This window comes from Cupriavidus taiwanensis (genome assembly GCF_900250115.1).
In the GTDB taxonomy this organism is placed as follows: Bacteria; Pseudomonadota; Gammaproteobacteria; order Burkholderiales; family Burkholderiaceae; genus Cupriavidus; species Cupriavidus taiwanensis_B.
Window position 1 is genome coordinate 191,086 of record NZ_LT984803.1, and the last position, 26,999, is coordinate 218,084.

At 68.4% G+C, this 26,999-nt stretch carries 24 protein-coding genes, 1 pseudogene and 2 riboswitches; of the genes and pseudogenes, 17 read left to right on the forward strand and 8 right to left on the reverse strand.

The window, feature by feature from the left end; translation table 11 throughout:
* Window positions 1–24: 24 nt before the first annotated feature.
* Together CBM2586_RS00965 and CBM2586_RS00970 are read right to left on the reverse strand one after the other, a co-directional pair.
* Window positions 25–918 carry a lipid A biosynthesis lauroyl acyltransferase gene (locus tag CBM2586_RS00965; protein ID WP_115686638.1) on the reverse strand — a complete coding sequence of 298 codons (894 nt, stop codon included), beginning with the start codon at window positions 916–918 and terminating at the stop codon, window positions 25–27.
* Window positions 915–1,820 (reverse strand): lysophospholipid acyltransferase family protein, encoded by a 906-nt coding sequence (locus tag CBM2586_RS00970; RefSeq protein WP_115663265.1) that lies wholly within the window; start codon window positions 1,818–1,820, stop codon window positions 915–917. Before CBM2586_RS00970 ends, CBM2586_RS00965 begins: the two co-directional genes overlap by 4 nt.
* 280 nt (window positions 1,821–2,100) lie before the next feature.
* Between CBM2586_RS00970 and metK the strand changes: the two genes are divergently transcribed.
* On the forward strand, window positions 2,101–3,264 hold the full coding sequence (gene metK, locus CBM2586_RS00975; protein ID WP_115663264.1) for a methionine adenosyltransferase: 1,164 nt from the start codon (window positions 2,101–2,103) through the stop codon (window positions 3,262–3,264).
* A gap of 496 nt (window positions 3,265–3,760) precedes the next feature.
* Here the strand turns inward: metK and CBM2586_RS00980 are convergent, their stop codons facing one another.
* On the reverse strand, window positions 3,761–3,904 hold the full coding sequence (locus tag CBM2586_RS00980) for a hypothetical protein (protein WP_172583290.1): 144 nt from the start codon (window positions 3,902–3,904) through the stop codon (window positions 3,761–3,763).
* A 337-nt stretch (window positions 3,905–4,241) separates the two neighbouring features.
* Here CBM2586_RS00980 and CBM2586_RS00985 point away from each other — a divergent pair, with 337 nt between their 5' ends.
* The gene (locus CBM2586_RS00985) at window positions 4,242–5,186 is read left to right on the forward strand and encodes a Kdo hydroxylase family protein (protein WP_115686640.1); all 945 of its coding nucleotides are present in this window, start codon (window positions 4,242–4,244) and stop codon (window positions 5,184–5,186) included.
* Between the two features lie 56 nt (window positions 5,187–5,242).
* Here the strand turns inward: CBM2586_RS00985 and CBM2586_RS00990 are convergent, their stop codons facing one another.
* On the reverse strand, window positions 5,243–6,646 hold the full coding sequence (locus tag CBM2586_RS00990) for a coniferyl aldehyde dehydrogenase (protein WP_115686641.1): 1,404 nt from the start codon (window positions 6,644–6,646) through the stop codon (window positions 5,243–5,245).
* A gap of 272 nt (window positions 6,647–6,918) precedes the next feature.
* Here CBM2586_RS00990 and CBM2586_RS00995 point away from each other — a divergent pair, with 272 nt between their 5' ends.
* Complete coding sequence (locus tag CBM2586_RS00995; protein ID WP_115686642.1) at window positions 6,919–8,598, forward strand: GMC family oxidoreductase; 1,680 nt, start codon at window positions 6,919–6,921, stop codon at window positions 8,596–8,598.
* On the opposite strand, the gene CBM2586_RS01000 is transcribed toward CBM2586_RS00995, so the two are convergent.
* The gene (locus CBM2586_RS01000; RefSeq protein ID WP_115686643.1) at window positions 8,595–10,265 is read right to left on the reverse strand and encodes an acyl-CoA dehydrogenase family protein; all 1,671 of its coding nucleotides are present in this window, start codon (window positions 10,263–10,265) and stop codon (window positions 8,595–8,597) included. The genes CBM2586_RS00995 and CBM2586_RS01000 overlap by 4 nt on opposite strands.
* 210 nt (window positions 10,266–10,475) lie before the next feature.
* A riboswitch (TPP riboswitch) is annotated at window positions 10,476–10,577 on the forward strand.
* 101 nt (window positions 10,578–10,678) lie between these two features.
* Here CBM2586_RS01000 and thiC point away from each other — a divergent pair.
* From thiC to CBM2586_RS01035, 7 genes are all read left to right on the forward strand, one after another.
* Window positions 10,679–12,559, forward strand: a complete 1,881-nt coding sequence (gene thiC, locus CBM2586_RS01005) for a phosphomethylpyrimidine synthase ThiC (protein ID WP_115686644.1) — start codon at window positions 10,679–10,681, stop codon at window positions 12,557–12,559.
* Window positions 12,560–12,715: 156 nt separating this feature from the next.
* Entirely contained in the window at window positions 12,716–13,906 is a 1,191-nt protein-coding gene (locus CBM2586_RS01010; protein WP_115686645.1) for an FAD-dependent oxidoreductase, read from the forward strand.
* Between the two features lie 12 nt (window positions 13,907–13,918).
* The gene (thiS, locus tag CBM2586_RS01015; protein ID WP_115686646.1) at window positions 13,919–14,116 is read left to right on the forward strand and encodes a sulfur carrier protein ThiS; all 198 of its coding nucleotides are present in this window, start codon (window positions 13,919–13,921) and stop codon (window positions 14,114–14,116) included.
* Window positions 14,117–14,119: 3 nt separating this feature from the next.
* Window positions 14,120–14,953: a thiazole synthase gene (locus CBM2586_RS01020; protein ID WP_115686647.1), complete on the forward strand. Its 834-nt coding sequence runs from the start codon at window positions 14,120–14,122 to the stop codon at window positions 14,951–14,953.
* The gene (locus CBM2586_RS01025; RefSeq protein WP_115663256.1) at window positions 14,950–16,083 is read left to right on the forward strand and encodes a thiamine phosphate synthase; all 1,134 of its coding nucleotides are present in this window, start codon (window positions 14,950–14,952) and stop codon (window positions 16,081–16,083) included. Before CBM2586_RS01020 ends, CBM2586_RS01025 begins: the two co-directional genes overlap by 4 nt.
* Window positions 16,084–16,090: 7 nt before the next feature.
* On the forward strand, window positions 16,091–16,627 hold the full coding sequence (locus CBM2586_RS01030; RefSeq protein WP_115686648.1) for a GNAT family N-acetyltransferase: 537 nt from the start codon (window positions 16,091–16,093) through the stop codon (window positions 16,625–16,627).
* Window positions 16,628–16,858: 231 nt separating this feature from the next.
* On the forward strand, window positions 16,859–17,308 hold the full coding sequence (locus CBM2586_RS01035) for a PaaI family thioesterase (protein WP_115663254.1): 450 nt from the start codon (window positions 16,859–16,861) through the stop codon (window positions 17,306–17,308).
* A 23-nt stretch (window positions 17,309–17,331) separates the two neighbouring features.
* Here the strand turns inward: CBM2586_RS01035 and CBM2586_RS01040 are convergent, their stop codons facing one another.
* Both CBM2586_RS01040 and thiD read right to left on the reverse strand, forming a co-directional pair.
* Entirely contained in the window at window positions 17,332–17,766 is a 435-nt protein-coding gene (locus tag CBM2586_RS01040; RefSeq protein WP_115686649.1) for a PGDYG domain-containing protein, read from the reverse strand.
* Between the two features lie 7 nt (window positions 17,767–17,773).
* On the reverse strand, window positions 17,774–18,610 hold the full coding sequence (gene thiD / locus CBM2586_RS01045) for a bifunctional hydroxymethylpyrimidine kinase/phosphomethylpyrimidine kinase (RefSeq protein WP_172587047.1): 837 nt from the start codon (window positions 18,608–18,610) through the stop codon (window positions 17,774–17,776).
* A gap of 58 nt (window positions 18,611–18,668) precedes the next feature.
* A riboswitch (S-adenosyl-L-homocysteine riboswitch) is annotated at window positions 18,669–18,783 on the forward strand.
* 120 nt (window positions 18,784–18,903) lie between these two features.
* On the opposite strand from thiD, the gene ahcY reads away from it, so the two are divergent.
* The 6 genes and pseudogenes from ahcY (at window position 18,904) to CBM2586_RS01075 (ending at window position 24,342) form a co-directional block, all read left to right on the forward strand.
* On the forward strand, window positions 18,904–20,322 hold the full coding sequence (gene ahcY, locus CBM2586_RS01050) for an adenosylhomocysteinase (RefSeq protein WP_115663250.1): 1,419 nt from the start codon (window positions 18,904–18,906) through the stop codon (window positions 20,320–20,322).
* A 181-nt stretch (window positions 20,323–20,503) separates the two neighbouring features.
* Window positions 20,504–20,854 carry a phage holin family protein gene (locus CBM2586_RS01055; RefSeq protein ID WP_115663249.1) on the forward strand — a complete coding sequence of 117 codons (351 nt, stop codon included), beginning with the start codon at window positions 20,504–20,506 and terminating at the stop codon, window positions 20,852–20,854.
* 40 nt (window positions 20,855–20,894) lie between these two features.
* Window positions 20,895–21,725 (forward strand): methylenetetrahydrofolate reductase [NAD(P)H], encoded by an 831-nt coding sequence (gene metF, locus CBM2586_RS01060; protein WP_111521693.1) that lies wholly within the window; start codon window positions 20,895–20,897, stop codon window positions 21,723–21,725.
* A 5-nt stretch (window positions 21,726–21,730) separates the two neighbouring features.
* Window positions 21,731–22,087: a TfoX/Sxy family protein gene (locus tag CBM2586_RS01065; protein WP_115663248.1), complete on the forward strand. Its 357-nt coding sequence runs from the start codon at window positions 21,731–21,733 to the stop codon at window positions 22,085–22,087.
* Between the two features lie 123 nt (window positions 22,088–22,210).
* Window positions 22,211–23,322, forward strand: a pseudogene (locus tag CBM2586_RS01070) (IS481 family transposase).
* A 261-nt stretch (window positions 23,323–23,583) separates the two neighbouring features.
* Complete coding sequence (locus tag CBM2586_RS01075) at window positions 23,584–24,342, forward strand: Mut7-C RNAse domain-containing protein (RefSeq protein ID WP_115663247.1); 759 nt, start codon at window positions 23,584–23,586, stop codon at window positions 24,340–24,342.
* Here the strand turns inward: CBM2586_RS01075 and CBM2586_RS01080 are convergent.
* A complete protein-coding gene (locus tag CBM2586_RS01080; protein WP_115686651.1) occupies window positions 24,339–24,926 on the reverse strand; it encodes a 5-formyltetrahydrofolate cyclo-ligase in 588 nt (195 codons plus the stop codon). The two genes, CBM2586_RS01075 and CBM2586_RS01080, sit on opposite strands and share 4 nt — an antisense overlap.
* Window positions 24,927–25,030: 104 nt before the next feature.
* On the opposite strand from CBM2586_RS01080, the gene CBM2586_RS01085 reads away from it, so the two are divergent.
* Window positions 25,031–26,995 (forward strand): lytic transglycosylase domain-containing protein, encoded by a 1,965-nt coding sequence (locus tag CBM2586_RS01085; protein ID WP_115686652.1) that lies wholly within the window; start codon window positions 25,031–25,033, stop codon window positions 26,993–26,995.
* The last annotated feature ends 4 nt before the right edge of the window (window positions 26,996–26,999 follow it).

Consider the following 26,999-nt stretch of genomic DNA (forward strand, 5'->3'; position numbering starts at 1 on the left):
CGCGGCGCCGGACCTGCCGGGCGCTCAGTAGATCTCGGGCTCGCCCGGCAGGCGGTGCTTGAAGCGCTTGTGCACCCAATAATACTCAGGCACGCGCGGACGGATGCAGTCCTCGAAGAAGGCGTTCATGCGGCGCGTGTCGTCGGTCACACTGGCGCCCGGGTAGTCCTCCCACGCCGGCAGCACGCGCAGCACGTAACCCTGGTAGTCGGGCAGCATCTCGGTGTAGATGGGCACCACCCTGGCGCCGGTCAGGCGCGCCAGGCGCGAGACCGAGGTCAGCGTCAGCGCCTGCACGCCGAAGAACGGCACGAATTCCGAATCGCGCTCGCCGAAGTCCATGTCGGCGATCAGCTGCAGCGCTTCGCCCTTCTTCAGGCAGCGCAGGATGTCGCGCGCGCTGTCGTTGCGCGAGATCATGTTGGCGCCGAAGCGCCCGCGCGCCTGCTTGAGAAAGCCGTCGAACAGCGCGTTCTTCTGCTTCGTATAGAGCGATGCGCCGGAGCGGCCGACATGCTCGCGCAAGTGGATGGTGAGCCGGATCGCACCGGCTTCCACGCCCGACAGGTGCAGCGTGACCAGGATATGCGGCGTGCCGTCGAGCTCGGCCAGCCCGGCGTGGTCGTCGATCTGCACCCAGCGGCGCATCTGCGCCTCGCTGCCGGTCCAGAAGATGCCGCGCTCGGCAAAGCTGCGGAACAGGAGGCGAAAGCTCTGGCGCGACAGCGCGTCGATCTCGGCCTCGGTGCGGTCAGGGAAGCACAGGCGCAGGTTGGCCTGCACCACCTTGCGCCGCTCGCTGGGGACCCGGTACAGCAGGCTGCCCAGCGCCTCGCCGAAGCGCGCGACGAAGGGATAGGGCAGTTTGCCCAGCACGGTCAGCAGGCCGATGCCGAGCCACGTGAACACACGGCTCATGGGGTCGATCGATCGGTGGCCGGCCCGGTATCGCTGTCCATGGTGCCCGGCATGTCAGGGGTGCCCGCGCCGGCGGGTTGCTTGTAGCGGTTGTAGCCCCACAGGTATTGCGTCGGGCACAGGCGCACCAGTTCTTCGATGGTGCGGTTGATGACCGCGGCGGCGGCGGCCGGATCGCCCGGCAGCATGCCGCCGTCTTCGATCACGCGCAGATGGCCGCGATAGCCGGCGCCGCGCGGCAGCCGCTCGGCAAAGACCGCCACCACCGGCGCGCCGGTCAGTTGCTGCAGCCGGTGCACCAGCGCCATGGTGTAGGCGGGCTTGCCGAAGAACGGTGCCCAGTTGCCTTCGCCGCCGCTGGGCACCTGGTCGGGCAGGATGCCGACCGCCTGGCCGCGCTTGAGCGCCTTCACCAGCATGCGCACGCCGCGCGGCGTCGCCGGCGCCATATGCATGTTGGGCCGAGTGCGCATCTTTTCGATCCAGTCGCGCAGCCACGGCTGGTGCGGCGGCTTGAACAGCGCGGTCACCGGGCGGTGCAGCGCGTGGGATTGCGGCAGCACCTCGAAGCAGCCCAGGTGCGGGGTCAGGATGATGATGCCCTTGCCGCGCGCCTGCAGGGCGCCCAGCTCGGGCCACAGGTGGTCGTCAAAGCCGTAAAGCTTCGCGCCGATCTTGCTGCGGCTCCAGAAGTAGGGCATCTCGATGATCATGCGCCCGGCCGAGCGGGCGGCTTCGTCGATCATCGCCTCGGTGGCATCAGGGAATGCAAGCCGGAAATTCTCCCGCAGGCGCTGGCCATAGCGGCCTGGCAGCCGTGCCATCAGCAGGCCCAGCGCGCCGCCCGCGGCCTGCAGCAGCCGCAGCGGAAAACGGGAGATCAGCCAGAATAAAAAAGTCATCAGGCGTGGAAAAACGGGGTCTGGGCAGGTCCGCCGCCGGGTCTGTGCCGGGATCAGACGGGCAGGCAGGCGTTGGTCCGGCATGGCGGCAAGGTGTCGTACCGCACCCCCGTGGCGCTGCAACGGCGCCTGCAGGCGCGTATAATAGCGTGTATCGCCGAGTTAACTGACAACTTGCGGGGCGATGCGGCTCTAACCGGGCTGCCTGAAATACCGCTAAAGCGTCGCCGCCATGAACCGAACAGGCTGGCACGCAATAGCCAACCTGGAGAATAAGTTCGTGGCAAACGACTTCCTTTTTACTTCGGAATCCGTCTCCGAAGGCCATCCCGACAAGGTCGCCGACCAGATTTCCGACGCCGTCCTCGACGCCATCCTGGCGCAGGACAAGTATGCGCGTGTGGCAGCTGAGACGCTTTGCAACACCGGTCTGGTGGTGCTGGCCGGGGAAATCACCACGACCGCCAACGTCGACTATATCCAGATCGCGCGCGACACCATCAAGCGCATCGGGTACGACAACACCGATTACGGCATCGACTACAAGGGCTGCGCCGTGCTGGTGGCCTATGACAAGCAGTCGCCCGACATCGCCCAGGGCGTGGACCGCGCCTCGGACGACTACCTGAACCAGGGCGCCGGCGACCAGGGCCTGATGTTCGGCTATGCCTGCGACGAGACCCCGGAACTGATGCCGTTCCCGATCTACTACGCGCACCGCCTGGTCGAGCGCCAGTCGCAGCTGCGCCGCGACGGCCGCCTGTCGTGGCTGCGCCCGGACGCTAAGTCGCAGGTCACGGTGCGCTATGTCGACGGCAAGCCGCACAGCGTGGACACCGTGGTGCTGTCGACCCAGCATGCCCCGGACATCACCCAGGCGCAAATCCGCGAGGCCGTGATCGAGGAGATCATCAAGCCGGTGCTGCCGGCGGAGATGCTCAAGGAAACCAAGTACCTGGTGAACCCGACCGGGCGCTTCGTGATCGGCGGGCCGCAGGGCGACTGCGGCCTGACCGGGCGCAAGATCATCGTCGACACCTACGGCGGCGCCTCGCCGCACGGCGGCGGCGCGTTCTCGGGCAAGGACCCGTCCAAGGTCGACCGCTCGGCTGCCTACGCGGCGCGCTATGTGGCCAAGAACGTGGTGGCCTCGGGCCTGGCACGGCAGTGCCAGGTGCAGGTCAGCTACGCCATCGGCGTGGCGCGGCCGATCAACGTGACGGTCTATACCGAAGGCACCGGCAAGATTCCGGACGCCAAGATCGCGGAGCTGGTGCAGGAGCATTTCGACCTGCGGCCGAAGGGCATCGTGCAGATGCTGGATCTGCTGCGGCCGATTTATGAGAAGACGGCTGCCTACGGGCACTTCGGTCGCGAAGAGCCGGAGTTCTCCTGGGAGGCTACGGACAAGGCAGCTGCGCTGCGTGCGGCGGCTGGGTTGTAAGAGGTACTTCGGGAGTTTGGACTTCGGTATGCCCCGCCGGCTTGTAAGGGTTGGTGGGGTTTTTTGATTTTTGGTTGCTGGGTGCTGGGTGCTGGGTGCTGGGTGCTTGTCGGTGGTCGGTGGTCGGTGTTGGTGACATGCTGTCGGCGTTTGAACCGCTGGGTTCCTCCCTGCCGGGCGGGTCACTTTTTGGCCGAGCGCCAAAAAGTAACCAAAAAGCGCGTCGCCTGTGCGGCTGGCAATCAATTTGACGGTGTTGGCGGTTCGGGCGGTGGTGCTTTCCGTTTGGGCGTGGGTGCCCGTTCGGCCCTGCTACGCTATGTGAGTCAGGGGCGGTGCCTGCGATGACCCACTATTGAACAATCCCAATGAAGGTGTAGGCAGCCTGCTGCCGGCCGTATCGCGGGGACGGCTGCTGCGCAGGCTCGATGGCGCTGGCGGGCATTCGGCGTTTGCGCGAACGCAACCGAAGACCCTGTGCGCTGTTGCCAGCCCCTCACGGGCCGGCGGCGCCAAGCGAGCGCAGCGACGCGTTCGGTGCCGGGGCCCACGCCCCGCGATACTGACGGCGCAGCAGCCGCAGGCGTTCCTGCGACAACGCCAGCAGCAGGCGGCCACTCCGCGCTCTGGGCTCGTTCAACCATCCTTCCAACGCCCCTGCCACGGTCGCGCACCCCCGCGGCAGGCAGTCCCGCTATGTGAGGAAGCCCCGCCCCGTACGAAACCCCCCAGGCACACTACGATAAACATGCCGCCCGCAGGGCCGTAAACGCGCTTTTTGGTTACTTTTTGGCGCTCGGCCAAAAAGTGACCCGCCCAGCAGGGCGGAACCCAGCGGTTCAAATGCCGACAGCATGTCACCAACAGCGACCAACCCCAGTGAAGGATTGCGCCCCATCCTCCACCCTCCCCACAATAGTAAAATCCCCCAACCACCAAAATTCCTTGCCCGGGGACCCCGTCCCCAGAGGACTCCCATGCCCGCTGCACCAGCCGTTGCCACTGCCACCACGCCGACCCGCTCCGCAGCCGCCGGCAGCCTCGACCTGATCCGCCCGCAGCCCTATGCCGACTGGGCCCCGCAGGTCACCCCGGAGGAACGCGCCATCCTGCGCCGCGAGCTTGAGCAAGGCGCCGTGCTTTACTTCCCCAACCTGAAATTCGAGTTCCAGCCGGGCGAAGAGCGCTTCCTCGACAGCCGTTATTCCGACGGCAAGTCCAAGAACATCAACCTGCGCGCCGACGACACCGCGGTGCGCGGCGCGCAGGGCACCGAGCAGGACCTGTCCGACCTCTACACGCTGATCCGCCGCTACGCCGACAGCAGCGAGTCGCTGATCCGCACGCTGTTCCCGGAATACATTCCCCACATGACCCGCGCCGGCACCTCGCTGCGGCCCAGCGAGATTGCAGGGCGCCCGGTCAGCTGGCGCAAGGACGACACCCGCCTGCACGTCGATTCGTTCCCGTCCAACCCGATGCTGGGCAAGCGCCTGTTGCGCGTGTTCCACAATATCGACCCGGCCGCGCCGCGCGTGTGGCGCGTGGGCGAGCCGTTCGGCGACTTTGCGCAGAAGTTCGTGCCCAAGACCCACGGCATGTGGCCGGGGCAGGCGGCGCTGATGAAGCTGCTGCATATCACCAAGCGCAAGCGCTCGGAATACGACCACCGCATGCTGCAGCTGCATGACCTGGCCAAGGCCGACCTGGACTACCAGGCCAACGTGCCGCAGCAGGAATTCCACTTCCCGCCGGGTGCGACCTGGATCGTCTTCAGCGACCAGTTGCTGCACGCCGCGATGCGCGGGCGCGCGATGATGGAGCAGACCATCTACCTGGCGCCGCAGGCGATTTCGGATCACACCCATTCGCCCGAGGCAGTGTTGTCGCGCATGCTCGGGCGGCCGATGCTGGTGTCGTGAGCGCGGCCCGCGCGTGAGCGGTCTTGACGCGGCCTTGACGCGGTCTTGGCGCAGCCTTATCGCAGCAGCAGCCGCAGCATCGTTTCGAAGGTCTTGCCGTAAGGCGGCTTGAGCAGGCCGGCGCCGTTCAGGCTGGCCTGGTGGAACACCGGCTTCACCTTCGAAAACGTATCGAAGCCCGCCTGCCCGTGGTACGCGCCCATGCCGCTGGCGCCGACGCCGCCGAACGGCAGGCCGTCCTGGGCGATATGGAACAGGGTGTCGTTGACGGTAACGCCGCCGGCGACGGTCTGCTTGATCACATGGTTGATGGCGCCGCGGTCGCGCTCGAAAACGTACAGCGCCAGCGGGCGCGGGCGCGCGTTGATGTAGTCCACGGCATCGTCGAGCGTGCGGTAGCTCACCACCGGCAGCACCGGCCCGAAGATTTCCTCGCGCATCGCGGTCACGCCTGCGGGCACGTCCAGCAGCAGCACCGGCGGCAGGCGCCGCGCCTGCGCGTCGGGCTGCGCCTGCGACAGCGGCACCACGGTCGCGCCTTGCGCGGCGGCCTCGTCGACCAGCGCTGCCAGCCGCGCGAAATGCCGCGGGCTGATGATGCTGGTGTAGTCGGGGTTGCGCGCCAGGTCGGGATAGAGCCGGCCGACGCAGCGGCGCGCCGCCTCCGCCAGCTGATCCCGCAGGTCCGCCGGCACCAGCACGTAATCCGGCGCGATGCAGGTCTGGCCCGCGTTCATCAGCTTGCCCACCAGGATGCGCTCCACCGCGCGCTCCAGGTCGGCCCCGGCGCCGACGATGGCCGGCGACTTGCCGCCCAGCTCCAGCGTCACCGGGGTCAGGTTGGTGGCCGCCGCGCACATCACATGGTGGCCCACCACGGTCGAGCCGGTGAACAGCAGGTGGTCGAACGGCAACGCGGTGAAGGCGCTGGCCACTTCGGCATCGCCGTTGACCACCATGATCTCGTCCGGCGCAAAGTGCTGCGTCACCAGTTGCGCAAACAGCGCGGCGAAGCGCGGCGTGTATTCCGACAGCTTCACCATGGCGCGGTTGCCTGCCGCCAGCGCGCCGGCGAGCGGCCCGATGGTCAGGTACAGCGGGTAGTTCCAGGGCACCACGATGCCCACCACGCCGAGCGGCTGCGGCACCAGCCGCGAGCGTCCCGGGCGGAACCAGAACCCGGTCGGCGCGCGCCGCACGCGCATCCAGCGCTTGCCGTGGCGCAGGGCATCGTCGATGCCCGCGACGCTTGGGAACACCTCCAGCAGCGCGGTTTCCTGGCGCGGGCGGTTGGTGAAATCGGCATGGATCGCCGCGGCAATGCCGGCCCGGTTTTCGGTCACCAGGCGCCGCAGGCGCTGCAGGCGATCGGCGCGCACGCTCCAGGCGGGCAGCTGGTCACGCCGCGAGGCGGCATGCATGGCACCGAAGACGGACGACAGGTCGGGAACTTCTCGCATGGCTGCGCTCCTGGATTTGCGCGCACATTGGCGCACCATCGCGCACGATAAGGCAGGGCGCCAGCCAGCACAATCGAAGCGTCCTACCAGAAGGCCGATTCAAACGCCCGTCCGGCATGCCCGCGCATTTGGGTGCCGCCGCCCTTTTCCAGCGGCTGAGCCAGCGCCTACACTGAATCTCACGGCTTGCCATCCGCTGGACGGACAGGGCGCGCGCGCCGGCGCAGCCCGGCTCACGCATGCGCGCCGCCTGCGGAATCGCGGGGAGACAGATGGAAACCACCTATGACTACGTCATCGTCGGCGCGGGCTCGGCGGGCTGTGCGCTGGCGGGGCGCCTGGCCGACAGCGGCGACGACACCATTGCGCTGGTCGAGGCCGGGCACCACGACCACCATGTGCTGGTGCGCACACCCGCCGCGCTGGCCGCGATGCTGCCGCGCGCGGGCGCGCGCAACTATGGCTTCCACACCGTGCCGCAGCCGGGCCTGAACGGCCGCCGTGGCTACCAGCCGCGCGGGCGCGGGCTGGGCGGCTGCTCGTCGATCAACGCCATGATCTACACGCGCGGCCGGCCCGCCGACTACGATGCCTGGGCCGACGCCGGCTGCGATGGCTGGTCCTGGGACGACGTGCTGCCGTACTTCCGCCGCGCCGAATGCAACGAGCGCCTGGCGGGCAGCGACGATGATCCGCTGCACGGCGGCAACGGCCCGCTGCATGTCAGCGACCTGCGCACGCCCAACCCCTTCGCCGAGCGCTTCATCGAGGCCGCGCAGCAGGCCGGCTACCCGCGCAACGACGATTTCAACGGCGAAGAGCAGGAGGGCATCGGCTGGTACCAGGTCACGCAGCATGCGGGCGAGCGCTGGAATGCCGCGCGCGCCTACCTGCACGGCGGCAACGCGCGCGACCGCGCCTGCAATGGCGGCCGGTCCCGGCTGCGCGTGCTGACCGACACCCAGGCCCTGCGCATCGTCTTCGAAGGCCGCCACGCCGCCGGGGTGCTGGTGCAGCGTGATGGCCGCCAGCAGCTGCTGCGCGCGCGTCGCGACGTGATCGTGTGCGCGGGCACGTTCGGCTCGCCGCAGCTGCTGATGGTCTCGGGCGTCGGACCCGCCGCGCACCTGCGCGAGCACGCCATCGACGTGGTCCATGACCTGCCCGGCGTGGGCGCCAACCTGCAGGACCATCTCGACGTGGTGCTGCACAAGCGCACCGCCGTGCCCGAGCTGTTCGGCGTGTCGTTCGGCGGCCTGGCGCGGCTGCTGGCCGAAATGCTGCGCTACCGGCGCGAGCGCGCCGGCATGATGTCGAGCAACTTCGCCGAGGCCGGCGGCTTCGTGCGCAGCCACCCGGCACTGCCCGAGCCCGACCTGCAGCTGCATTTCGTGGTCGGCCTGGCGGACGACCATATGCGCAAGCTGAATCTCGGTCATGGCTATTCCTGCCATGTCTGCCTGCTGCGTCCGCGCAGCCGCGGGGTGGTCCGCCTGGCCGCGGCCGATATCCGGCGCGCGCCGCTGATCGATCCGAAATACCTCAGCGACGCGCGCGACCTCGACGACATGGTGGCCGGCGTGCGCATCGTGCGCAGCATCCTGGCGCAGCCGCAGCTGGCCTGCTTCGGCGGGCGCGAACTCTATACGGCCGGCCTGCGCGCCGATGGCAGCGACGATGCCGCCGTGCGCGAGCTGATCCGCGCGCGCGCCGACACCATCTACCATCCGGTCGGCACCTGCCGCATGGGCATGGATGCGATGGCGGTGGTGGATCCCCAGCTGCGCGTGCGCGGCGTGGAAGGCTTGCGCGTGGTCGATGCCTCGGTGATGCCCACGCTGATCGGCGGCAACACCAATGCGCCCGCGATCATGATCGGCGAGCGCGCGCACGACCTGATCCGCTACGCGCCGCGGGTGATGCTGCGGGTGCTGGAGTCGATGGAGGCCTAGCCCTCGAAGCCGCGCGACGCCACCCGGCCGAGCGCGTCGGCATCGGCGTCCAGCGTGCCGAACACGCGCCCGTGCTGGCGCCCGAGCCGGCTGGCGACGAACAGCTCGGCGTGCGCGGGATCGGCATGCGCCAGCATCAGCGCCGCCTGCGCGGTCAGCACCAGGCCCTGCGCAAAGCGGCGCGCGCTGGCTTCGAGCTGGTCGGCGTTCTCGCGCAGCATGGCCTGCAGCGAGGCCAGTTCGGCGCGCACCGCCGGGTGGCCGCCGGCGCGGCGCGACAGGTCCTGCAGCAGGCGCGCGCCATCGTCCGGATTGCGCTGGAGCGCGCGCAGCACGTCCAGGCACATGATGTTGCCCGAGCCTTCCCAGATCGAATTGACCGGCGCCTCGCGGTACAACCGCGCCATCGGGCCCTCTTCGACATAACCATTGCCGCCCCAGACTTCCATCGCTTCGCCGGTGGCTTCGAGCGTGCGCTTGCACACCCAGAACTTGGCCGCGGGCGTGACCACGCGCTTCCATGCGGCGGCGAGCGGGTCGGGGTTGTCGCCCTCGGCCTGCGCGAAGGCGTGGCCCAGTTCCATCATCAGCAGCGTGGCGGCTTCGGATTCCAGCGCCAGGTCCGCCAGCACGTTGCGCATCAGCGGCTGGTCGCACAGCAGGCGGCCGAAGGCGCTGCGGTGGCGCGCGTGATGCAGCGCCTGCACGTAGGCCGCGCGCAGGATCGCCGCGCTGCCGATCACGCAGTCCAGCCGCGTGCTGGTGGCCATCTCGATGATGGTCGGGATGCCGCGGCCTTCCTCGCCGACCAGGATGCCGGTGGCGTCGCGGAACTCGACTTCGCTGCTGGCATTGGAGCGGTTGCCGAGCTTGTCCTTGAGCCGCTGGATCTGCACCGCGTTGCGGCTGCCATCATCGCGAAAGCGCGGCACGAAGAAGCACGACAGCGGACCGTCTTCGGCGCCCATGCGCGCCACCACCAGGTGCGCATCGCACATCGGCGCGGAGAAGAACCACTTGTGGCCGGTCAGCGCGTATTCCGCGCCGCGGCCTTCGCCGCGCACCGGGCGCGCCACGGTGGTGTTGGCGCGCACGTCGGAACCGCCTTGCTTCTCGGTCATGCCCATGCCGATCATGATCGCGGTCTTGTCGCGCCATGGCAGGTCGCGCGCATCATGCTCGGTCGCATAGAGGCGCGGCTCCAGCTCGGCGAACAGCGCGGCTTCCTTGCGCAGCACGGGGATGCTGGCAAAGGTCATGGTGGGCGGACACAGCGATCCCGATTCCACCTGAGCCTGCAGGAAGTAGCCCGCGGTGCGCGCCGCCCAGGCGCCCGCACGCGGCTGCGCGAAGGGCAGGGCCTGCAGCTGCTGGCTGCGCAGCAGACCCAGCAAGGCGTGCCAGCCGGGGTGGAACTCGACCGTATCGATGCGCTCGCCGGTGCGGCTGTGGGTATGCAGCTCGGGGGTATGGCGATTCGCGTCGGACGCCCATTGCTGCACTTCCGACTCGCCCAGCCGCGCGCCGAACTGCGCCAGCGCCGCGGCATGCCAGCCGCCGCCGAGCCGTTCCAGCGCGGCGCGGACAATGGGATCGCTGCCGAAGAGGTTGTAGTGCGCAAGGTCGGGCACCTGGTTGAAGACGCGGTGCGTGGCGGCGTCGGTCATGATGGGTGTCTCCTGGATCGGTTCGATGCTTGCCGTTTGCTTGCATGGTAGGGCACGGGACAGGTGTTTGAGTGCGTGTTGATGCGCTTTATGCTGATTTTTGCGCTGCACCATGCACGATTCGATACCTGAGCGCAAAGCTGTGGCACCACCAGCCGCGCGGAACTGGCACTGGCGCCCACCGGTGCTCTGTGCTTAAATTCACCCCGTTGGATGAAACAGGGGTGCCGTGCGGATGGGCCGCGCGGCTGAGAGAGTCCCTTCGAACCCGATCCGGGTAGTACCGGCGTGGGAAGTTTCAGCAAGACCAAGCCTCTTGTCCCTCCGGGACTCGCCCCTCCGGCCACAAGCCCAGGCGGCGCTCACAGGGCTCCTGGTTTCGTCCACCCCGCAAGAGAGAGAGGACGACACCCATGGCCCGTACTGCCCCCGCTGCATCCTTCGAATCGCTCGAAAGCGATCTCGACCAGAAATTCGCCTACCCGGCTTCGAGCAAGACCTACCTGACCGGCACCCGCCCGGACATCCGCGTGCCGCTGCGCACGATCCTGCAGACCTCCACGCGCACCGAGAAGGGCGAGATGCCCAACCCGCCGATCCCGGTGTATGACACTTCGGGCCCGTACAGCGATCCGGACGTGCATATCGATCTGAAGGCCGGCCTGCCGCCGGTGCGCGCCAAGTGGATCGAAGAGCGCGGCGACACCGAGGTGCTGCCCGGCCTGTCGTCGGAATACGGTCGCGACCGTGCCAACGACCCGGCCACCGCGCACCTGCGCTTTGCCCAGCTGACCAACCCGCGCCGCGCCAAGGCCGGTGCCAACGTGTCGCAGATGCACTATGCGCGCAAGGGCATCATCACGCCGGAAATGGAATACGTGGCCCTGCGCGAATCGCTGAACCTGCAGGCGCTGTACGACAAGCCCGAATACAGGGCGCTGCTGCGCCAGCACCCCGGCAATGCGCTGGGCGCCGGCCTGCCGCTGCGTCCGGAAGACATCACGCCCGAATTCGTGCGCCAGGAAATCGCCTCGGGCCGCGCGATCATTCCCGCCAACATCAACCACACCGAGCTGGAGCCGATGGCGATCGGGCGCAATTTCCGCGTCAAGATCAACGGCAACCTGGGCAACTCGGCGGTGACCTCGTCGCTTGCCGAGGAAGTGGAAAAGATGGTGTGGTCGATCCGCTGGGGCGCCGACACCATCATGGACCTGTCCACCGGCAAGCACATCCACGAAACCCGTGAATGGATCCTGCGCAACTCGCCGGTGCCCATCGGCACGGTGCCGATCTACCAGGCCCTGGACAAGACCGGCGGCATCGCCGAGGACCTGACCTGGGAGATGTTCCGCGACACGCTGATCGAGCAGGCGGAGCAGGGCGTCGACTACTTCACCATCCACGCCGGCGTGCTGCTGCGCTACGTGCCGCTGACGGCCGACCGCGTCACCGGCATCGTGTCGCGTGGCGGTTCGATCATGGCCAAGTGGTGCCTGGCGCATCACAAGGAAAACTTCCTGTACACGCACTTTGACGAGATCTGCGAGATCATGAAGGCCTATGACGTGTCGTTCAGCCTCGGCGACGGCCTGCGTCCGGGCTGCATCGCCGACTCCAACGACGATGCCCAGTTCGGCGAACTGCGCACGCTCGGCGAGCTGACCGCGAAGGCGTGGCAGCATGACGTGCAGGTGATGATCGAAGGCCCGGGCCACGTGCCGCTGCAGCGCATCCAGGCCAACATGGACGAAGAACTCAAGCATTGCTACGAGGCGCCGTTCTACACCCTGGGACCGCTGGTCACCGATATCGCCCCGGGCTACGACCACATCACCAGCGGCATCGGCGCGGCCAATATCGGCTGGATGGGCACGGCCATGCTGTGCTATGTCACGCCCAAGGAGCACCTGGGCCTGCCGGACAAGGAAGACGTGCGCGAGGGCATCATCACCTACAAGATCGCCGCCCACGCGGCTGACCTTGCCAAGGGCTGGCCGGGCGCGCAGCTGCGCGACAACGCGCTGTCCAAGGCGCGCTTCGAGTTCCGCTGGGAAGACCAGTTCAACCTGGGCCTCGACCCGGAACGCGCGCGCTCGTACCACGACGCCACGCTGCCGGCCGAGGGCGCCAAGATCGCCCACTTCTGCTCGATGTGCGGGCCGAAGTTCTGCTCGATGAAGATCACGCAGGAAGTGCGCGACTACGCGGCCTCGCTGCCCAGGGAAGCGCAGCAGGGCATGGAAGAAAAGTCGATCGAGTTCCTGAAGAAGGGCAGCAAGATCTACTCGTAAGGCAGTTGCAGAAATTCTGCCGAAGCCACGGCAGGACGGGCATGGCCTCGCAAGCCATGCCCGCGCAAGATCCGCCGCCGCGCAGCGCCCCGCGCGGCGGCACCGATAACAAGGAGGCCGGACGCGGCCGCATGGCGCGCCCGGCACAACACCCTCATGACAGCAGTGCAGTCGTTTGACGTCGCCATCCTCGGTGCCGGCCTTGCCGGCCGCCTGGCCGCCTGGTTGCTGGTACGCGGCGGCGCCCGCGTGGCGCTGGTGGAGCGGGCCGGGCCGGACGGCGCGGGTTCGGCCGCCTACGTGGCGGCGGCCATGCTGGCGCCGCTGGCCGAGTCGGCCATCGCCGAGCGCCGCATCGTCGACCTCGGCATCGCCAGTGTCGATCTGTGGCGCGCGTGGCTGGCCGAGCTGCCGGAGCCGGTTTTTTTCCAGGAAGACGGCACGCTGGTGGTCTGGCATGCGCGCGACCGCGCCGAGATGTCGCTGTTCACCAGCCGCGTGCGCGCGGTGGCGCCGCCGGAGCTGGTGGCGCAGCGGCTGCGCGCGCTCGACGGCAAGGGCGTGGGCGAGGTCGAGCCGGCGCTGGCGGGCCGCTTTCCGCAGGGACTGCTGCTGGCCGGCGAAGGCCAGCTCGACAACCGCGGCGCGCTGCGCGCGCTGCTGTCGTGCGCGGTCAGCGAAGGCGTGCATTGCGTGTGGGAGGCGGGCGAGGTCGATGCCGGCTCGCTGCCCCAGCTCGGCATCCACGCCAACGTGGTGCTGGACTGCCGCGGCCTGGGGGCACGCAGCGCCTGGCCGGCGCAGCCGGGTGGCAGCCAGCCGGGCCTGCGCGGGCTGCGCGGCGAAGTGGTGCGCGTGCATGCGCCCGACGTGAAGCTGCACCGCCCGGTGCGCCTGCTGCATCCGCGCTATCCGATCTATATCGCGCCCAAGCCCAACGACCTGTATGTGATCGGCGCGACCGAGCTGGAAAGCGAGGACGATTCGCCGATGAGCGTGCGTTCCGCGCTGGAGCTGCTGTCGGCGGCGCATTCGCTGCACCCGGCCTTCGGCGAGGCGCGCGTGCTGGAGCTGAACGTGCAGCGCCGTCCGACCCGCCCCGACCACCTGCCGGCGATCCGCGTCGACCAGCACGCGCGCGTGGTGCGCGTCAACGGTCTGTACCGCCATGGCTTCCTGATCGCCCCGGCGGTGACCGAGGCGGCGTGCGCGGTGGTGGGCGCGCTGCTCAACGGCGATCCCGCCGCGCATGCCGTGCCGGCCGCGCTGCGCTGGCCCGGTATGATCGAGGCGGTGACCGAAGCGCCGGCGCCCATCGTTGGCGCGCGCTCCGGCACGCTGCATTAATGCAAGACTGACATGGATATCCTGCTCAACGGCCGACCGCTTGCCCTTGCCGAACCCGCCACGCTGGCGGACGCGGTGAGCGCGGCGCAGATCGCGCCCCCCTTTGCCGCGGCGGTCAACGGCCAGTTCGTGCCGCGCGCCGCGCACGCCAACACCCCTCTTGCGGCCGGCGACCGCATCGACCTCGTGCAACCCGTGACGGGAGGCTGACCCATGACCTTCGAACCTTCCGCAACCCTGCGCGACCCGTTCGTGCTGTATGGCGAGTCGTTCGGCTCGCGCCTGCTGCTGGGCACCGCGCGCTATCCGTCGCCGGCCACGCTTGAAGCGGCCGTGCAGGCATCCGCGCCGGCCATGATCACGGTCGCGCTGCGCCGCCAGGGCGCGGTGGGCGACGGCGAGGGCGGCCAGGCGTTCTGGCAGATGCTCAAGGCGCTGAACGTGCCGGTGCTGCCCAACACCGCCGGCTGCTTTACCGCGCACGAGGTCATCACCACCGCGATGATGGCGCGCGAGGTGTTCGAGACGCCGTGGATCAAGCTCGAGCTGATCGGCGACGACTACACCCTGCAGCCCGACACGCTCAACCTGCCGGCGGTGGCCGAGACCCTGATCAAGGAAGGCTTCAAGGTGCTGCCGTATTGCACCGAAGACCTGGTGCTGTGCCGCCGCCTGCTCGACGTCGGCTGCCAGGCGCTGATGCCTTGGGCCGCGCCGATCGGCACCGGCCGCGGCGCGGTCAACCCGCATGCGATGCGCGTGCTGCGCGAGCGCCTGCCGGATACGCCGCTGATCGTCGATGCCGGCCTGGGCCTGCCGTCGCATGCGGCGCAGGTGCTGGAGTGGGGCTACGACGGCGTGCTGCTCAACACCGCGGTGGCGCAGGCCGCCTACCCGGTCGACATGGCACGCGCGTTCGCCCAGGCCGTGGCCGCGGGCCGCACCGCCTACCTGGCCGGGCCGATGCCCGAGCGCGAAGTGGCGCAGGCCAGCACGCCGGTGGTCGGCATGCCGTTCTGGCACGCAGACACGGAGCAACGCGCATGACCCGCCGCCCCGTCCATGCCCCCAGCGACGGTCCGTTGCGCGCGGCAGTGCTGGAACACTATGGCGAGACCTTCGGCATCGACGACAAGCCGTGGCAGGCCTGGCGCCTGGAAGACGCGCCCGCGCAGCCCGGCGCGCACGATGTGCTGCTGTCCGACGGCGAAGCCGCCGAGGAAGTCATCACACGCGTCGCGGCCAGCGGCGCCACGCTGATCGAGACCGACCGCGAAGGCGGCCAGTGGATCGACACGGTGCGCTCGCCGATGGGCACCTGGGTGTTCTCGGTTGCCGCGGACAGTGACCAGCCGCATTCGGCCGCGTTCGTCGCGGTGCTGCTGGCGAGCCTGTCGCTGCATTTCCCCGCGCATGACGCGTTGGCGCTGGCGCGCGCCTGGGCGCCGGGCTCGGCCGACTGGCCATCGGATTTCGCGCGTTTCCCGCACGTGCGCCATGCCGCGCTGGTGACGCCGGAGCAGGCCGTAGAGCCGTTTGCGCCGTGCCCCCCCCTGGGCCTGTATGTGGTGGTGCCGAGCGCCGGATGGATCGAGCGCCTGGCCCCGTTGAACGTGCCGACGGTGCAACTGCGCTTCAAGTCCGACGATCCCGCCGCGGTGCGCGCCGAGATCGCGCGCGCGGCCAGGGCCATGCAGGGCTCGTCGTCGCGCCTGTTCATCAACGACCACTGGCAGGCGGTGATCGACTACCACGCCGCCAACGGCGCGCAAAGCGGCATCTACGGCATCCACCTCGGCCAGGAAGACCTCGACGACGCCGACCTCGATGCGATCCGCGCGTCCGGCCTGCGGCTGGGCGTTTCCACGCACGGTTACGCCGAGATGCTGCGCGTCGCGGCGATCCGCCCGAGCTACCTGGCGCTGGGCGCGATCTTCCCGACCACGACCAAGGTGATGCCGACGCAGCCGCAAGGCATGGGCCGCTTCCGTGCGTACGCAAAGCTGATGCAGCCGGTGATCCCGTCGCTGGTCGGCATCGGCGGCGTCAATGCGACGAATATGCGCGAAGTGCTCGCCGTGGGTGTTGGCAGCGCCGCCGTGGTGCGCGCCGTCACCGAGGCCGACGACGTGCCGGCCGCGGTGGCCCGCCTGGTCAGCCTGTTCCCGGCCGGCTGAGCGCGCCGTGGCCGCCCCGCGCATTCGCCTGGCACAGGCGGATGACCTGCCGCGCCTGCCCGAGATCGAACTGGCGGCGGCGGCGCTGTTTCCGGAGGGCGACGTGCCTGCGCTGCTGCGCCTGGTCAGCACGCCGGACTCGGCGCTGGTCGCGGCGCAGCGCGAAGGGCGGCTGTGGGTGGCCGACCATGGCGGCGAAGTCGCCGGCTTCGCACTGGCCAGCCGCAATGGCGCATGCGGCTATCTCGATGAAATGGACGTGCATCCGGACCATGGCCGGCGCGGCATCGGGCGCGCGCTGGTCGGGACCGTGCAGGGCTGGGCCCGGGCGAGCGGACTGCAGACGCTGAACCTGACCACGTTCGCGCATTTGCCCTGGAATGCGCCGTTCTATGCCTCGATGGGGTTTCGGCTGCTGGACGGCAGGGAGCTTTGCCCGTTGCTGTCAGAGGCGCTGGCAGCACAGCGCGCCGCCGGATTGCGGCAGCGCGTGGCGATGCGGCAGGCTCTCTGCGCCAGTGGTTTTGTTCCCCTCTCCCTTTGAGAGAGGGGCGGGGGAGAGGGCAGCGCCTCGTTGTGCCATCGCACTTCGTCGATGCTCCGGCCCTCTCCCCAGCCCCTCTCCCGCTCGCGGGAGAGGGGAGCAATCCGCACCCGGTGATGTGCACCGCGTCGCCAAGATTTGTGCGACATTCGCCCAGCGCGGGAATCGAACCGGACCCCGCCGCTATGATGTCGGGCAGCATTCCCCGCCATCCACCCAGCATCGCGCACCATGTCGACCCAGCTCCCCGCAATCGTCCCCGCCGCGCCCGGCACGCCTGAAAAGCCCTATTTCGGCATCGACGTGCCGCTGATGCGTTATTTCGGCCTGCAGCCGGAGTTGATCGAAGAGGGCTACTGCCGCACGCGGCTGCCGGCGCACCCGCAACTGGTGAACAGCCGCGGCGACGTGCACGGCGGCACGCTGATGGCGACGCTGGACTTCACGCTGAGCGGCGCGGCGCGCTCGCACGCGCCCACGGAAACCGGCGTGATCACCATCGACATGTCGACCCACTTCCTGGCCGCCGCGCGCGGCGAGCTGACGCTGGAAGCGCGCTGCCTGCGCCGCGGCGCGCGCATCGCCTTCTGCGAAGGCGAGGTGAAGGACGCGGCCGGCACCGTGGTGTGCGTGGCGCGGGCCGCGTTCAAGCTGGTGCCGCTGTCCAGCGGCGGCAACTGATTCCCGCCTGAAAACCAGGCCGCTCAGTCCTGCAGCGGCCGGTACACCTGTTCGAATCTGGCGCGCTCGGTGATGCCATAGTCGCCGGGCGCGTATTGCATCAGCCAGTCGCCCGGCTTGCCGTGCAGCACGTCGCCACCGGCGCTGCGCTCGATGCTGAAGGCCTCGCGCATCTCGCGCGCCAGCACCGGGATCGGTTTGTTGCGATAGGCGCCGTCCTGTCCATGCGCCAGCGGCGGGATGGCTTCGTACTTGGGGTCGAAGCGGTCGCGCGACACGCACCAGCGGTCGCCGGTGGCGCTGGTGATCAGCGCATCGCCGGGCTGGTAGCGGTTGGGGCCTTCGCGGCTGACCAGCTCGCCAGCCTCGGTGGCGAACGTCACCTCGACGACTTCATGCTTGAGGTAGAAGGCCGCGTCGGGGTCGCTGCGCAGATCGATATCGGCAAGCCTCTGCATCTGCCGCTCAACCCAGCGCACGCGGCGCGAAAGCGTGGTTCAGCGGGCCATTACCGCTGCCCAGCCGCAATCCCGCGCCGGCCGCAATGGCCTGCGCCACATAATCCAGGGCCTTGCCCGCCGCATCTTCCAGCGCATCGCCACGCGCCAGTTGCGAGGCGATTGCCGCCGCCAGCGTGCAGCCGGTGCCGTGCAAATTGCGGGTTTCGACGCGCGGGTGCGTGAACACGCGCACGGTGCCGTCCTTGAGCATCAGCAGATCGTCCAGCCCGCCGGCGATGCCTGCCGCGCCATCGTCTTCGAGGTGGCCGCCCTTGAGCAGCACCGCCGGGCAGCCCATCGCGATCAGGTCGGCGGCGGCCTGCTCCATGTCGGCGCGGCGCGCGATCTTGCGGCCCAGCAGGTAGGAGGCTTCCGGCAGGTTGGGCGTGACCAGCAGCGCGCGCGGGAACAGCAGCCGCACCATGGCCTGCGTGGTGGCGTCGTCCGACAGCGTCGCGCCGGAGGTCGAGATCATCACCGGATCCACCACCAGCTTGCGGATGCCATGCCGGTCCGCCGCCGCGGCCACGGCCTCGACGATGGCGGCGGTGCCCAGCATGCCGGTCTTGGCCGCGTCCACGCCGATATCGCCGGCGACCGCGTCGATCTGCGCGGCCACCATGTCGGCCGGGATCGCATGCACGCCGGTCACGCCCAGCGTGTTCTGCGCGGTGATCGCGGTGATCGCGCTCATGCCGAAGCAGCCCAGCGCGGAAAAGGTCTTCAGGTCGGCCTGGATGCCGGCGCCGCCGCCGGAGTCGGAGCCGGCGATGGTCAGGGTGCGGGGTGGCGTTGGAATCATCTGTGCGGAAATCAAGGAGGGCCGGTGCGCAAGGCTTCCGGGCACGCTACAATACCGCCACTCCGAGGAGCGTTGCAACGGATGGCGGCTCGCGCAGCACATCGCGCGGCCGGCGGCACAGCCGCCCCTGCCATCCGCCAGGCTCGGACTGTCTTCAACGGCGCTCGCTGATCCGTGGTCCGCACGGAAGCGAGTCGACCTATCCGCGTGCTTCGCATGAGCCCGAGCGCCATGCACGGCCGCCAGATTCCCGTACTCGTCAACTGCGTGCCACTCTTCACCGGGAGTGAAACATGAACGCTGTGACCGACCTGAAGCACGACTACCTGGTCGCCGACATCAACCTGGCCGGCTGGGGCCGCAAGGAAATCGCCATTGCAGAGACCGAGATGCCCGGCCTGATGGCGATCCGCGATGAATTCGCCGCCGCGCAGCCGCTCAAGGGCGCGCGCATTGCCGGCTCGCTGCACATGACGATCCAGACCGCGGTGCTGATCGAGACGCTGCAGGCGCTGGGCGCCGACGTGCGCTGGGCCTCGTGCAACATCTTCTCGACCCAGGACCACGCCGCCGCCGCGATCGCCGCGGGCGGCACGCCGGTGTTCGCCTTCAAGGGCGAATCGCTGAAGGAATACTGGGACTTCACGCACCGCATCTTCGACTGGGCCGACGGTGGCACGCCCAACATGATTCTCGACGACGGCGGGGACGCCACGCTGCTGCTGCACCTCGGGGCGCGCGCCGAGAAGGACCAATCGGTGATCGCCAACCCGGGCAGCGAGGAAGAAACCTTCCTGTTCGCCGCGATCAAGGAAAAGCTGGCCAGTGACCCGTCGTGGTACAGCCGCAACCTGGCAGCCATCCGCGGCGTGACCGAGGAAACCACCACCGGGGTGCACCGCCTGTACCAGATGGCGCAGAAGGGCGAGCTGCGCTTCCCCGCGATCAACGTCAACGACTCGGTCACCAAGAGCAAGTTCGACAACCTGTACGGCTGCCGCGAATCGCTGGTCGACGGCATCAAGCGCGCCACCGACGTGATGATCGCCGGCAAGATCGCCGTGGTCGCCGGCTACGGCGACGTGGGCAAGGGCAGCGCGCAGGCGCTGCGCGCGCTGTCGGCGCAGGTGTGGGTCACCGAGATCGACCCGATCTGCGCGCTGCAGGCCGCGATGGAAGGCTACCGCGTGGTCACCATGGACTACGCCGCCGAGCATGGCGATATCTTCGTCACCTGCACCGGCAACTACCACGTCATCACCCATGAGCACATGGCGAAGATGAAGGACCAGGCCATCGTCTGCAATATCGGCCACTTCGACAACGAGATCGACATCGCCTCGATCGAGAAGTACGAGTGGGACGAGATCAAGCCGCAGGTCGACCACGTCAAGTTCCCCGACGGCAAGAAGCTGATCATCCTGGCCAAGGGCCGCCTGGTGAACCTGGGCTGCGCCACCGGCCATCCGTCGTACGTGATGAGCAGCTCGTTCGCCAACCAGACCATCGCCCAGATCGAGCTCTGGCAGGAACGCGACAGCGGCAAGTACCCGGTCGGCGTCTACACGCTGCCCAAGCATCTGGACGAGAAGGTCGCGCGCCTGCAGCTGCGCAAGCTCAACGCGCAGCTGACCGAGCTGACCGAGCAGCAGGCCGCGTACATCGGCGTGAAGAAGGAAGGGCCGTACAAGGCGGATCACTACCGCTATTGATGCGCGCAGCGAGGTAGCAACTCCCCTCTCCCGCGTGCGGGAGAGGGGCAGGGGGAGAGGGCAGGAGCCTCAACGAAGCCTGGCGCCTCGAATCGAGATGCGCCGGCCCTCTCGCCCGACCCCTCTCCCTTGAATGGGAGAGGGGAGCAACCACGCCATCGAAGCCAACCAAGGAACCGTCATGAGACTACTGGTCGTCTGGATCATCAACGCCGTCGCGCTGTTCGTCTTGCCCTACCTCATCCCGTCGATCCACATCAAGAGCTTCGGCTCGGCGATGCTGGCGGCACTGGTGCTGGGCCTGGTCAATACGCTGATCCGTCCGATCCTGGTGATCCTGACCCTGCCGGTGACGCTGCTGACGCTGGGGCTGTTTATCTTCGTCATCAACGCGCTGCTGTTCCTGTTCGTCGGCAACCTGCTGTCGGGCTTTACCGTCGGCGGCTTCTGGGCGGCCTTGCTGGGCTCGATCCTGTACAGCGTGATCTCGTGGCTGCTGGCCAGCCTGCTGCTGGGCAACCGCGACGACTGACCTTATTTCGCGCGCCGCGCCAACGCGGTGCGCCACCATCATGCAAGACCGCTACTTCAGCTTTGAATTCTTCCCGCCCAAGACGGCGGAGGGCACGGAGAAGCTGCGCAACACGCGTGCGCAGCTGGCACCGCTCAAGCCCAAGTACATCTCGGTGACGTTCGGCGCCGGCGGCACCACGCAGCAGGGCACGCTCGACGCCGTGCTGGAAATCCAGCGCGAAGGCATCGAGGCCGCGCCGCACCTGTCGTGCGTGGGCTCGTCGCGCGAGAGCATCCGCGCGATCCTGCAGCAGTACCGCGACGGCGGCATCCGCCATATCGTCGCGCTGCGCGGTGACATGCCGTCGGGCATGGGCGAGATCGGCGAGTTCCGCTACGCCAACGAACTGGTCGAGTTCATCCGCGCCGAGACCGGCGACTGGTTCAATATCGAAGTCGCCGCCTACCCCGAGTATCACCCGCAGGCGAAGTCGCCGCGCCATGACCTCGACAACTTCGTGCGCAAGGTCAGGGCCGGTGCCGACTCGGCGATCACGCAATACTTCTACAACGCCGACGCGTACTTCCGCTTTGTCGACGACGTGCGCGCGCTGGGCGTGGAGGTGCCGATCGTGCCGGGCATCATGCCGATCACCAACTACTCGCAGCTGATGCGCTTTTCCGAGATGTGCGGCGCCGAAGTGCCGCGCTGGGTGGCCAAGCGGCTGGAAAGCTTTGGCGACGACCGGGAATCGATCCGCGCCTTCGGGCTGGACGTGGTCACCGCGCTGTGCGAGCGCCTGCTGGCGGCTGGCGTGCCGGGCCTGCACTTCTACACGCTCAACGCGGCCGGCGCGACCAAGGCGATCTGGCAGCGGCTGAAGCTGTAAGCGCCATGGCCACGTGCCGCGCCGATCCCTTCATCGAACACCTGCTCGAGCTGATGGGGCCGCTGGCGGCGCGTATCGGCCCGGTCACCGCGAAACGCATGTTCGGGGGCCACGGGCTGTTCTATGACGGGCTGATGTTCGCGCTGGTGTCGGGCGGCACCTGCTACCTGAAGGCGGATGACGCCACGCGCGGCAAGTTCGACGCCGAGGGCAGCGCGCCTTTCCGCTACCACTCGGCCAGGCGCGAGGTCACCATGCGGCACTACCTCAGCCTGCCGCCCGCCGCGCTGGAATCGCCGGCGGCAATGACGCCGTGGGCCAGGCTCGCGGTCGAGGCGGCGCTGCGGCTCGGGAACGCTTGAGCCCAGTCCGACTGCCAGGGTTTTGCTCCCCTCTCCCGCGCGCTGTATGGACCGGGGACATAGGTAACAGGTGTGCCAGGACATGGGTAACACTTTTCCCGCTTAGTCAGCGGGAGGAAAACGTTGCCCTGGAGCCAAACCACCGTGAAGCAGCAAAGAGAAGAGTTCGTCCGCCTGGCACGCCAGGCGGACGCCAATATTGCGGAGCTTTGCCGCCGCTTCTGCATCAGCCGCAAGACCGGCTACAAGTGGTTGAACCGAGAGGATCTGGACGACCGAACTCGGCGGCCACATAGCTCTCCCGGCCGAACTCCAGCTGCCATCGAAGAGAGCGTGCTAGCGATACGAGCCGAACATTCGGCCTGGGGCGCCCGCAAGATCGCACGCGTGCTGGAGCGCGACCACCGCATCCAAATCGCCCCGAGCACAGTCAATTGGGTGCTGCGCCGCCATGGCTTGATCGATCCGGCCGCCAGCGCGGCCGCTACAGCATGGCAGCGCTTCGAGCACGACCGGCCCAATGCACTATGGCAAATTGACTTCAAAGGCCACTTCGCTACCGACACGCAGAGGTGCCACCCGCTCACGGTCTTGGACGATCACTCCCGGTTCAATGTGCTGCTCAAGGCCTTGGGCAACGAACAGTTTGAATCCGTACAGGAAGCGTTAGAGATGGCTTTTGCGCGCTATGGGCTGCCCGAACGGATCAATGCAGACAACGGCCCGCCCTGGGGTTCCCCAGTGCCCGAGCATTAACCACGCTGGGCGCGTGGCTGATTCGCCTGGGCGTGCGGCTCAGTCATAGCCGACCTGGCCATCCTCAGACCAACGGTAAGGACGAGCGCTTCCATCGAACCATGCAGGCTGAGCTGTTGGCCAACCAGCGTTTCCGGGATCTGGACGATGCCCAGCAGCACTTCAGCCATTGGCGCCACGTGTACAACTTCAAGCGCCCCCACCACGCGCTGGATATGGAGACCCCCGCAAGCCGCTATGCGCCTAGCCCACGGGCGATGCCGCGCGAACTCCCGCCCATCGAGTACGGCAGCAATGACATCGTGCGAAAGGTAGGCGACGGCGGGCGCATCTGCTTCCGAGGAAAGACGTTCCGGGTCGGACGAGCCTTGGTCGGAACGCCCGTAGCGCTGCGCCCTCGCGTGGATCTGGACGGCACCTTTGACGTCTACTTCTGCCATCAAAAGGTCGCCACAATAGACCTACAGCAGGCCGATTAAACTGGAGACTGGACTGTTACCCATGTCCTGGCACATGTGTTACCCATGTCCCCGGTCCATACAGCGCGCGGGAGAGGGGCCGGGGGAGAGGGCAGGAGCTTCTACGAAGTGAAACGATGTCGGCTGCGTCAGGCGCCGGCCCTTTCCCCACCCCTCTCCCGCAAGCGGGCCAGGGGAGCTTGCTGCGGGCGGCGCAAGCCAGCTTCGTGCGCAGGCGTAGCTGCTGACCACGCCCGCCGCAATCGGTGCCATACTCGCCCCATGGTCACCGCCACCTTCCGCTTCTACGAGGAACTGAACGACTTCCTCGCGCCGGACCAGCGCCGGCGCGACCTGTCGTGCGTGTGCGCGCGCGCCGCCACGGTCAAGCACATGATCGAGGCGCTGGGGGTGCCGCATACCGAGGTCGAGCTGGTCCTGGTCAACGGCGAGTCCTGCGGCTTCGAGCGGCAGCTGCGTGACGGCGACCGGGTCTCGGTCTATCCCAAGTTCGAACGGATCGACGTGTCGCCGCTGCTTCGGGTACGCGAGCAGCCGCTGCGGGTGATGCGCTTTGTCGCCGACGCCCACCTCGGCGGGCTGGCGCATCTGCTGCGCATGACCGGCTTCGACACGCTCTACGATAACCATTTCGAAGACAGCGAGATCGAGCGCATTGCGGTCGACGAGGGCCGCATCGTGCTGACGCGCGACCGGGAGCTGCTCAAGCGCCGCGGCATCACGCACGGCTGCTATGTGCGCGCGCTCAAGTCGCGCCAGCAGGTGCGAGAGATCTTCGCGCGGCTGGACCTGGCGCGCAGCGCCCGTCCGTTTTCGCTGTGCCTGGACTGCAATGCGCCGCTGCGCGCGCTGGACGCGGCCGGCGCCGCCGGCCGCGTGCCGGACGGCGTGCTGGCGCGCCATCGCAGCTTCGTCACCTGCGACCGCTGCCGGCGGGTGTTCTGGGAAGGCTCGCACTGGCGCTGCATGCGCGCGCTGGTCGATGAGCTGGTGCAGGACGCCGGGACCGCTGCGGGCTAGAACGCGCCCGCTTCCGTCACGATCCAGTCCATGGCGATGTCGTGCGGCTGCGCCGGCAGCGCAATACGGCAGGCGTCGTAGCCGATGCCGATGGCGAGCGGCCGCGGCACCAGCGCCGCCAGGGTACGGTCGTAGAAGCCACCGCCGTAGCCCAGGCGGAACTTGTCCGGGCTGAAACCGACACAGGGAATGATCAGCGCATCCGGCATCGCGGCCTCGGTGCCGTCCGGCACCGGGATGCCGTAGTGGCCGGTGGCCATGGGCGCATCCGGCGTCCACAGGTGGAAATCGAGCGGCGTGCCGGGGCGGCTGACCGAGGGCAGCGCGGCATGGCGGCCGGGCACGGCGGCGAGCCACTGCGCCACCGCGGGGCGCGCGTCGAACTCCTGCTGGATCGGCCAGTAGAAGCCCAGGCAGCGCACTGCCAGGCCCGCCAGCAGTTCAGACAGCGCGGCGGCGATGCGGGCATCGGCGGCGGCGCGTGCGGGCAGGGCGGCGCGCTGCGCCAGCAGCTGCGCGCGCAGCGCGCGGCGATCGGCGCCGGAGGGGGGGGAAGCGGAGGTAGTCGCGGGAATGGAAGACATGGCGTGGGATAATGCCCTCGTCCGAACCAACACGGACGGCGAAGCCGCGGCCTTTGGCACAACGGTGCGGGCGCCGGCGCCGCCGTCATCGACAAGGAAGAAGAATGCTGAAGGGAGTATATCTGCAGCGTGCAGGGCGGGCCGCCTGGATTGCGCTTGCATGTGCATTGCTTGTCACGCCGGTCCACGCGCAGAAGCGCCCGCAGGCGGTCTCGCGCGCGCCCTCGACGGTGATCCCCAGCGATCCCGACGAGGCCTTCACCGCGCTGCGCGAAGCCGCGCGCAAGAACGACGTCGAACGCGCCTACGAGATCTCGGCCACGCTGGTGGATTACCCGGTGCCGTCCTATGTCGAGTACTTCCGCATCAAGCCGCAGCTGTTCGACGCCAGCGGCCTGGCCCGCGTCGATGCGCCGGACGACCAGGTGCGCGTGTTCCTGCAGCGCTACAAGGGCGACGCGATTGCCGACCGCATGCGCAATGACTGGCTGCTGGTGCTGGGCAAGAAGCGCGACTGGGCCAATTTCGATGTCGAATACCCGCAGTTCGCGCTCAAGGACGATACCCAGGTCGAGTGCTATGCGCTGCTGTCGCGCGCGCTCAAGGGCCAGAACGTGGCTGCCGATGCGCGCAATGTGCTGAGCGATCCCAGGTACTACGGCGAAGGCTGCGTCGACTTGATCGGCTATCTCGCCCAGAGCCAGCAGATCCAGCGCAGCGACGTGGCCTTCCAGGCGCGCCTGGCGCTGGAGCAGAACTACCTCACGCTGGCCGGCAAGATCGCCGCGCTGCTGCCTGATGCGCGACCTGAGGCGCGCGTGGACGGCGATACCCTGGCCACCATCGTCAAGATGGCGCGCAACGACCCCGCGCAGGCGGCGGCCTATCTCGGCACGACCCAGGGCGCGCTGTCGCGGGACGAGCAGGGCGCGGCCTGGGGCGTGATCGGCCAGTTCGCGGCCAAGAAGCTGTTGCCCGATGCGGCCGGCTACTACCGCCGCCAGATGGACCTGGGCGGCAACCAGTGGCTGTCCGACGACAGCCAGGAATGGCGCGTGCGCGCCGCGCTGCGCCAGGGCGACTGGAAGCAGGTGCGCCAGGCGGTCGAGCTGATGCGCCCGGAGCTGCGCGCCAAGGACCCGGCCTGGATCTACTGGTACGGCCGCGCGCTCAAGGCCGACGGCCGCGACACCGAGGCCCAGCAGAACTTCCAGCAGATTGCCGGCCAGTTCAATTTCTACGGCCAGCTCGCCAGCGAGGAACTTGGCAACCGCATCACGCTGCCGCCGCGCACCACCGTCAGCGACGCCGAGGCCATGGCGATGCGCACGCGCCCCGGTTTCCAGCGCGCGCAGAAGTTCTACGCCATGAATCTGCGCTTCGAGGGCAACCGCGAGTGGAACTGGGAACTGCGCAACATGAGCGACCGCGAGCTGCTGGCCGCGGCCGAATATGCGCGCCGCCTCGAGCTGCTCGACCGCACCGTCAACTCGGCCGACCGCACCCGCAACGAGCATGACTTCGCGCTGCGCTTCCTGATGCCGTACCGCGACATCATGCAGCGCGCCACCGACGAGGTCGGCCTGGACATGGCGTGGGTGTACGGCCTGATCCGCCAGGAATCGCGCTTCGTCATGAATGCGCGCTCGTCCGCGGGGGCGCATGGCCTGATGCAGGTGATGCCGGCCACGGCAAAGTATGTGGCGCGCAAGATCGGCATGAGCGACTTTTCGCCGTCGATGATGGGAGATCCCACCATCAACATCCAGCTCGGCACCAACTACCTGAACATGGTGCTGACCGACCTGGACAGTTCCTGGACGCTGGCCTCGGCCGCGTACAACGCCGGTCCGGGCCGGCCCAAGGCCTGGCGCAGCACGCTGGCACGGCCGGTGGAAGGCGCGATCTTTGCAGAGACCATCCCGTTCACTGAAACGCGCGGCTACGTGAAGAATGTGCTTTCCAACGCTACGTACTATGCTGCATTGATGAGTGGCCGGCCGCAGTCGCTGAAATCGCGCCTGGGCACGGTCGCGCCGTCGGCGGTGACCACTACCAGCCTGCCCTGAAGCC

What these genes read in the sequence shown, in the direction of transcription:
- CBM2586_RS01010 (WP_115686645.1), top strand. Translation starts at nt 12,716, where the DNA reads ATGACAGCAGTGCAGTCGTTTGACGTCGCCATCCTCGGTGCCGGCCTT.
- CBM2586_RS01040 (WP_115686649.1), bottom strand. Translation starts at nt 17,766, where the DNA reads ATGCAGAGGCTTGCCGATATCGATCTGCGCAGCGACCCCGACGCGGCC.
- CBM2586_RS00985 (WP_115686640.1), top strand. Translation starts at nt 4,242, where the DNA reads ATGCCCGCTGCACCAGCCGTTGCCACTGCCACCACGCCGACCCGCTCC.
- CBM2586_RS01020 (WP_115686647.1), top strand. Translation starts at nt 14,120, where the DNA reads ATGACCTTCGAACCTTCCGCAACCCTGCGCGACCCGTTCGTGCTGTAT.
- CBM2586_RS00970 (WP_115663265.1), bottom strand. Translation starts at nt 1,820, where the DNA reads ATGACTTTTTTATTCTGGCTGATCTCCCGTTTTCCGCTGCGGCTGCTG.
- CBM2586_RS00995 (WP_115686642.1), top strand. Translation starts at nt 6,919, where the DNA reads ATGGAAACCACCTATGACTACGTCATCGTCGGCGCGGGCTCGGCGGGC.
- CBM2586_RS01085 (WP_115686652.1), top strand. Translation starts at nt 25,031, where the DNA reads ATGCTGAAGGGAGTATATCTGCAGCGTGCAGGGCGGGCCGCCTGGATT.
- CBM2586_RS01025 (WP_115663256.1), top strand. Translation starts at nt 14,950, where the DNA reads ATGACCCGCCGCCCCGTCCATGCCCCCAGCGACGGTCCGTTGCGCGCG.
- CBM2586_RS01065 (WP_115663248.1), top strand. Translation starts at nt 21,731, where the DNA reads ATGGCCACGTGCCGCGCCGATCCCTTCATCGAACACCTGCTCGAGCTG.
- thiD (WP_172587047.1), bottom strand. Translation starts at nt 18,610, where the DNA reads ATGATTCCAACGCCACCCCGCACCCTGACCATCGCCGGCTCCGACTCC.
- metF (WP_111521693.1), top strand. Translation starts at nt 20,895, where the DNA reads ATGCAAGACCGCTACTTCAGCTTTGAATTCTTCCCGCCCAAGACGGCG.
- CBM2586_RS01000 (WP_115686643.1), bottom strand. Translation starts at nt 10,265, where the DNA reads ATGACCGACGCCGCCACGCACCGCGTCTTCAACCAGGTGCCCGACCTT.
- CBM2586_RS01080 (WP_115686651.1), bottom strand. Translation starts at nt 24,926, where the DNA reads ATGTCTTCCATTCCCGCGACTACCTCCGCTTCCCCCCCCTCCGGCGCC.
- thiS (WP_115686646.1), top strand. Translation starts at nt 13,919, where the DNA reads ATGGATATCCTGCTCAACGGCCGACCGCTTGCCCTTGCCGAACCCGCC.
- CBM2586_RS00990 (WP_115686641.1), bottom strand. Translation starts at nt 6,646, where the DNA reads ATGCGAGAAGTTCCCGACCTGTCGTCCGTCTTCGGTGCCATGCATGCC.
- thiC (WP_115686644.1), top strand. Translation starts at nt 10,679, where the DNA reads ATGGCCCGTACTGCCCCCGCTGCATCCTTCGAATCGCTCGAAAGCGAT.
- CBM2586_RS01055 (WP_115663249.1), top strand. Translation starts at nt 20,504, where the DNA reads ATGAGACTACTGGTCGTCTGGATCATCAACGCCGTCGCGCTGTTCGTC.
- CBM2586_RS00965 (WP_115686638.1), bottom strand. Translation starts at nt 918, where the DNA reads ATGAGCCGTGTGTTCACGTGGCTCGGCATCGGCCTGCTGACCGTGCTG.
- CBM2586_RS01075 (WP_115663247.1), top strand. Translation starts at nt 23,584, where the DNA reads ATGGTCACCGCCACCTTCCGCTTCTACGAGGAACTGAACGACTTCCTC.
- ahcY (WP_115663250.1), top strand. Translation starts at nt 18,904, where the DNA reads ATGAACGCTGTGACCGACCTGAAGCACGACTACCTGGTCGCCGACATC.
- CBM2586_RS01035 (WP_115663254.1), top strand. Translation starts at nt 16,859, where the DNA reads ATGTCGACCCAGCTCCCCGCAATCGTCCCCGCCGCGCCCGGCACGCCT.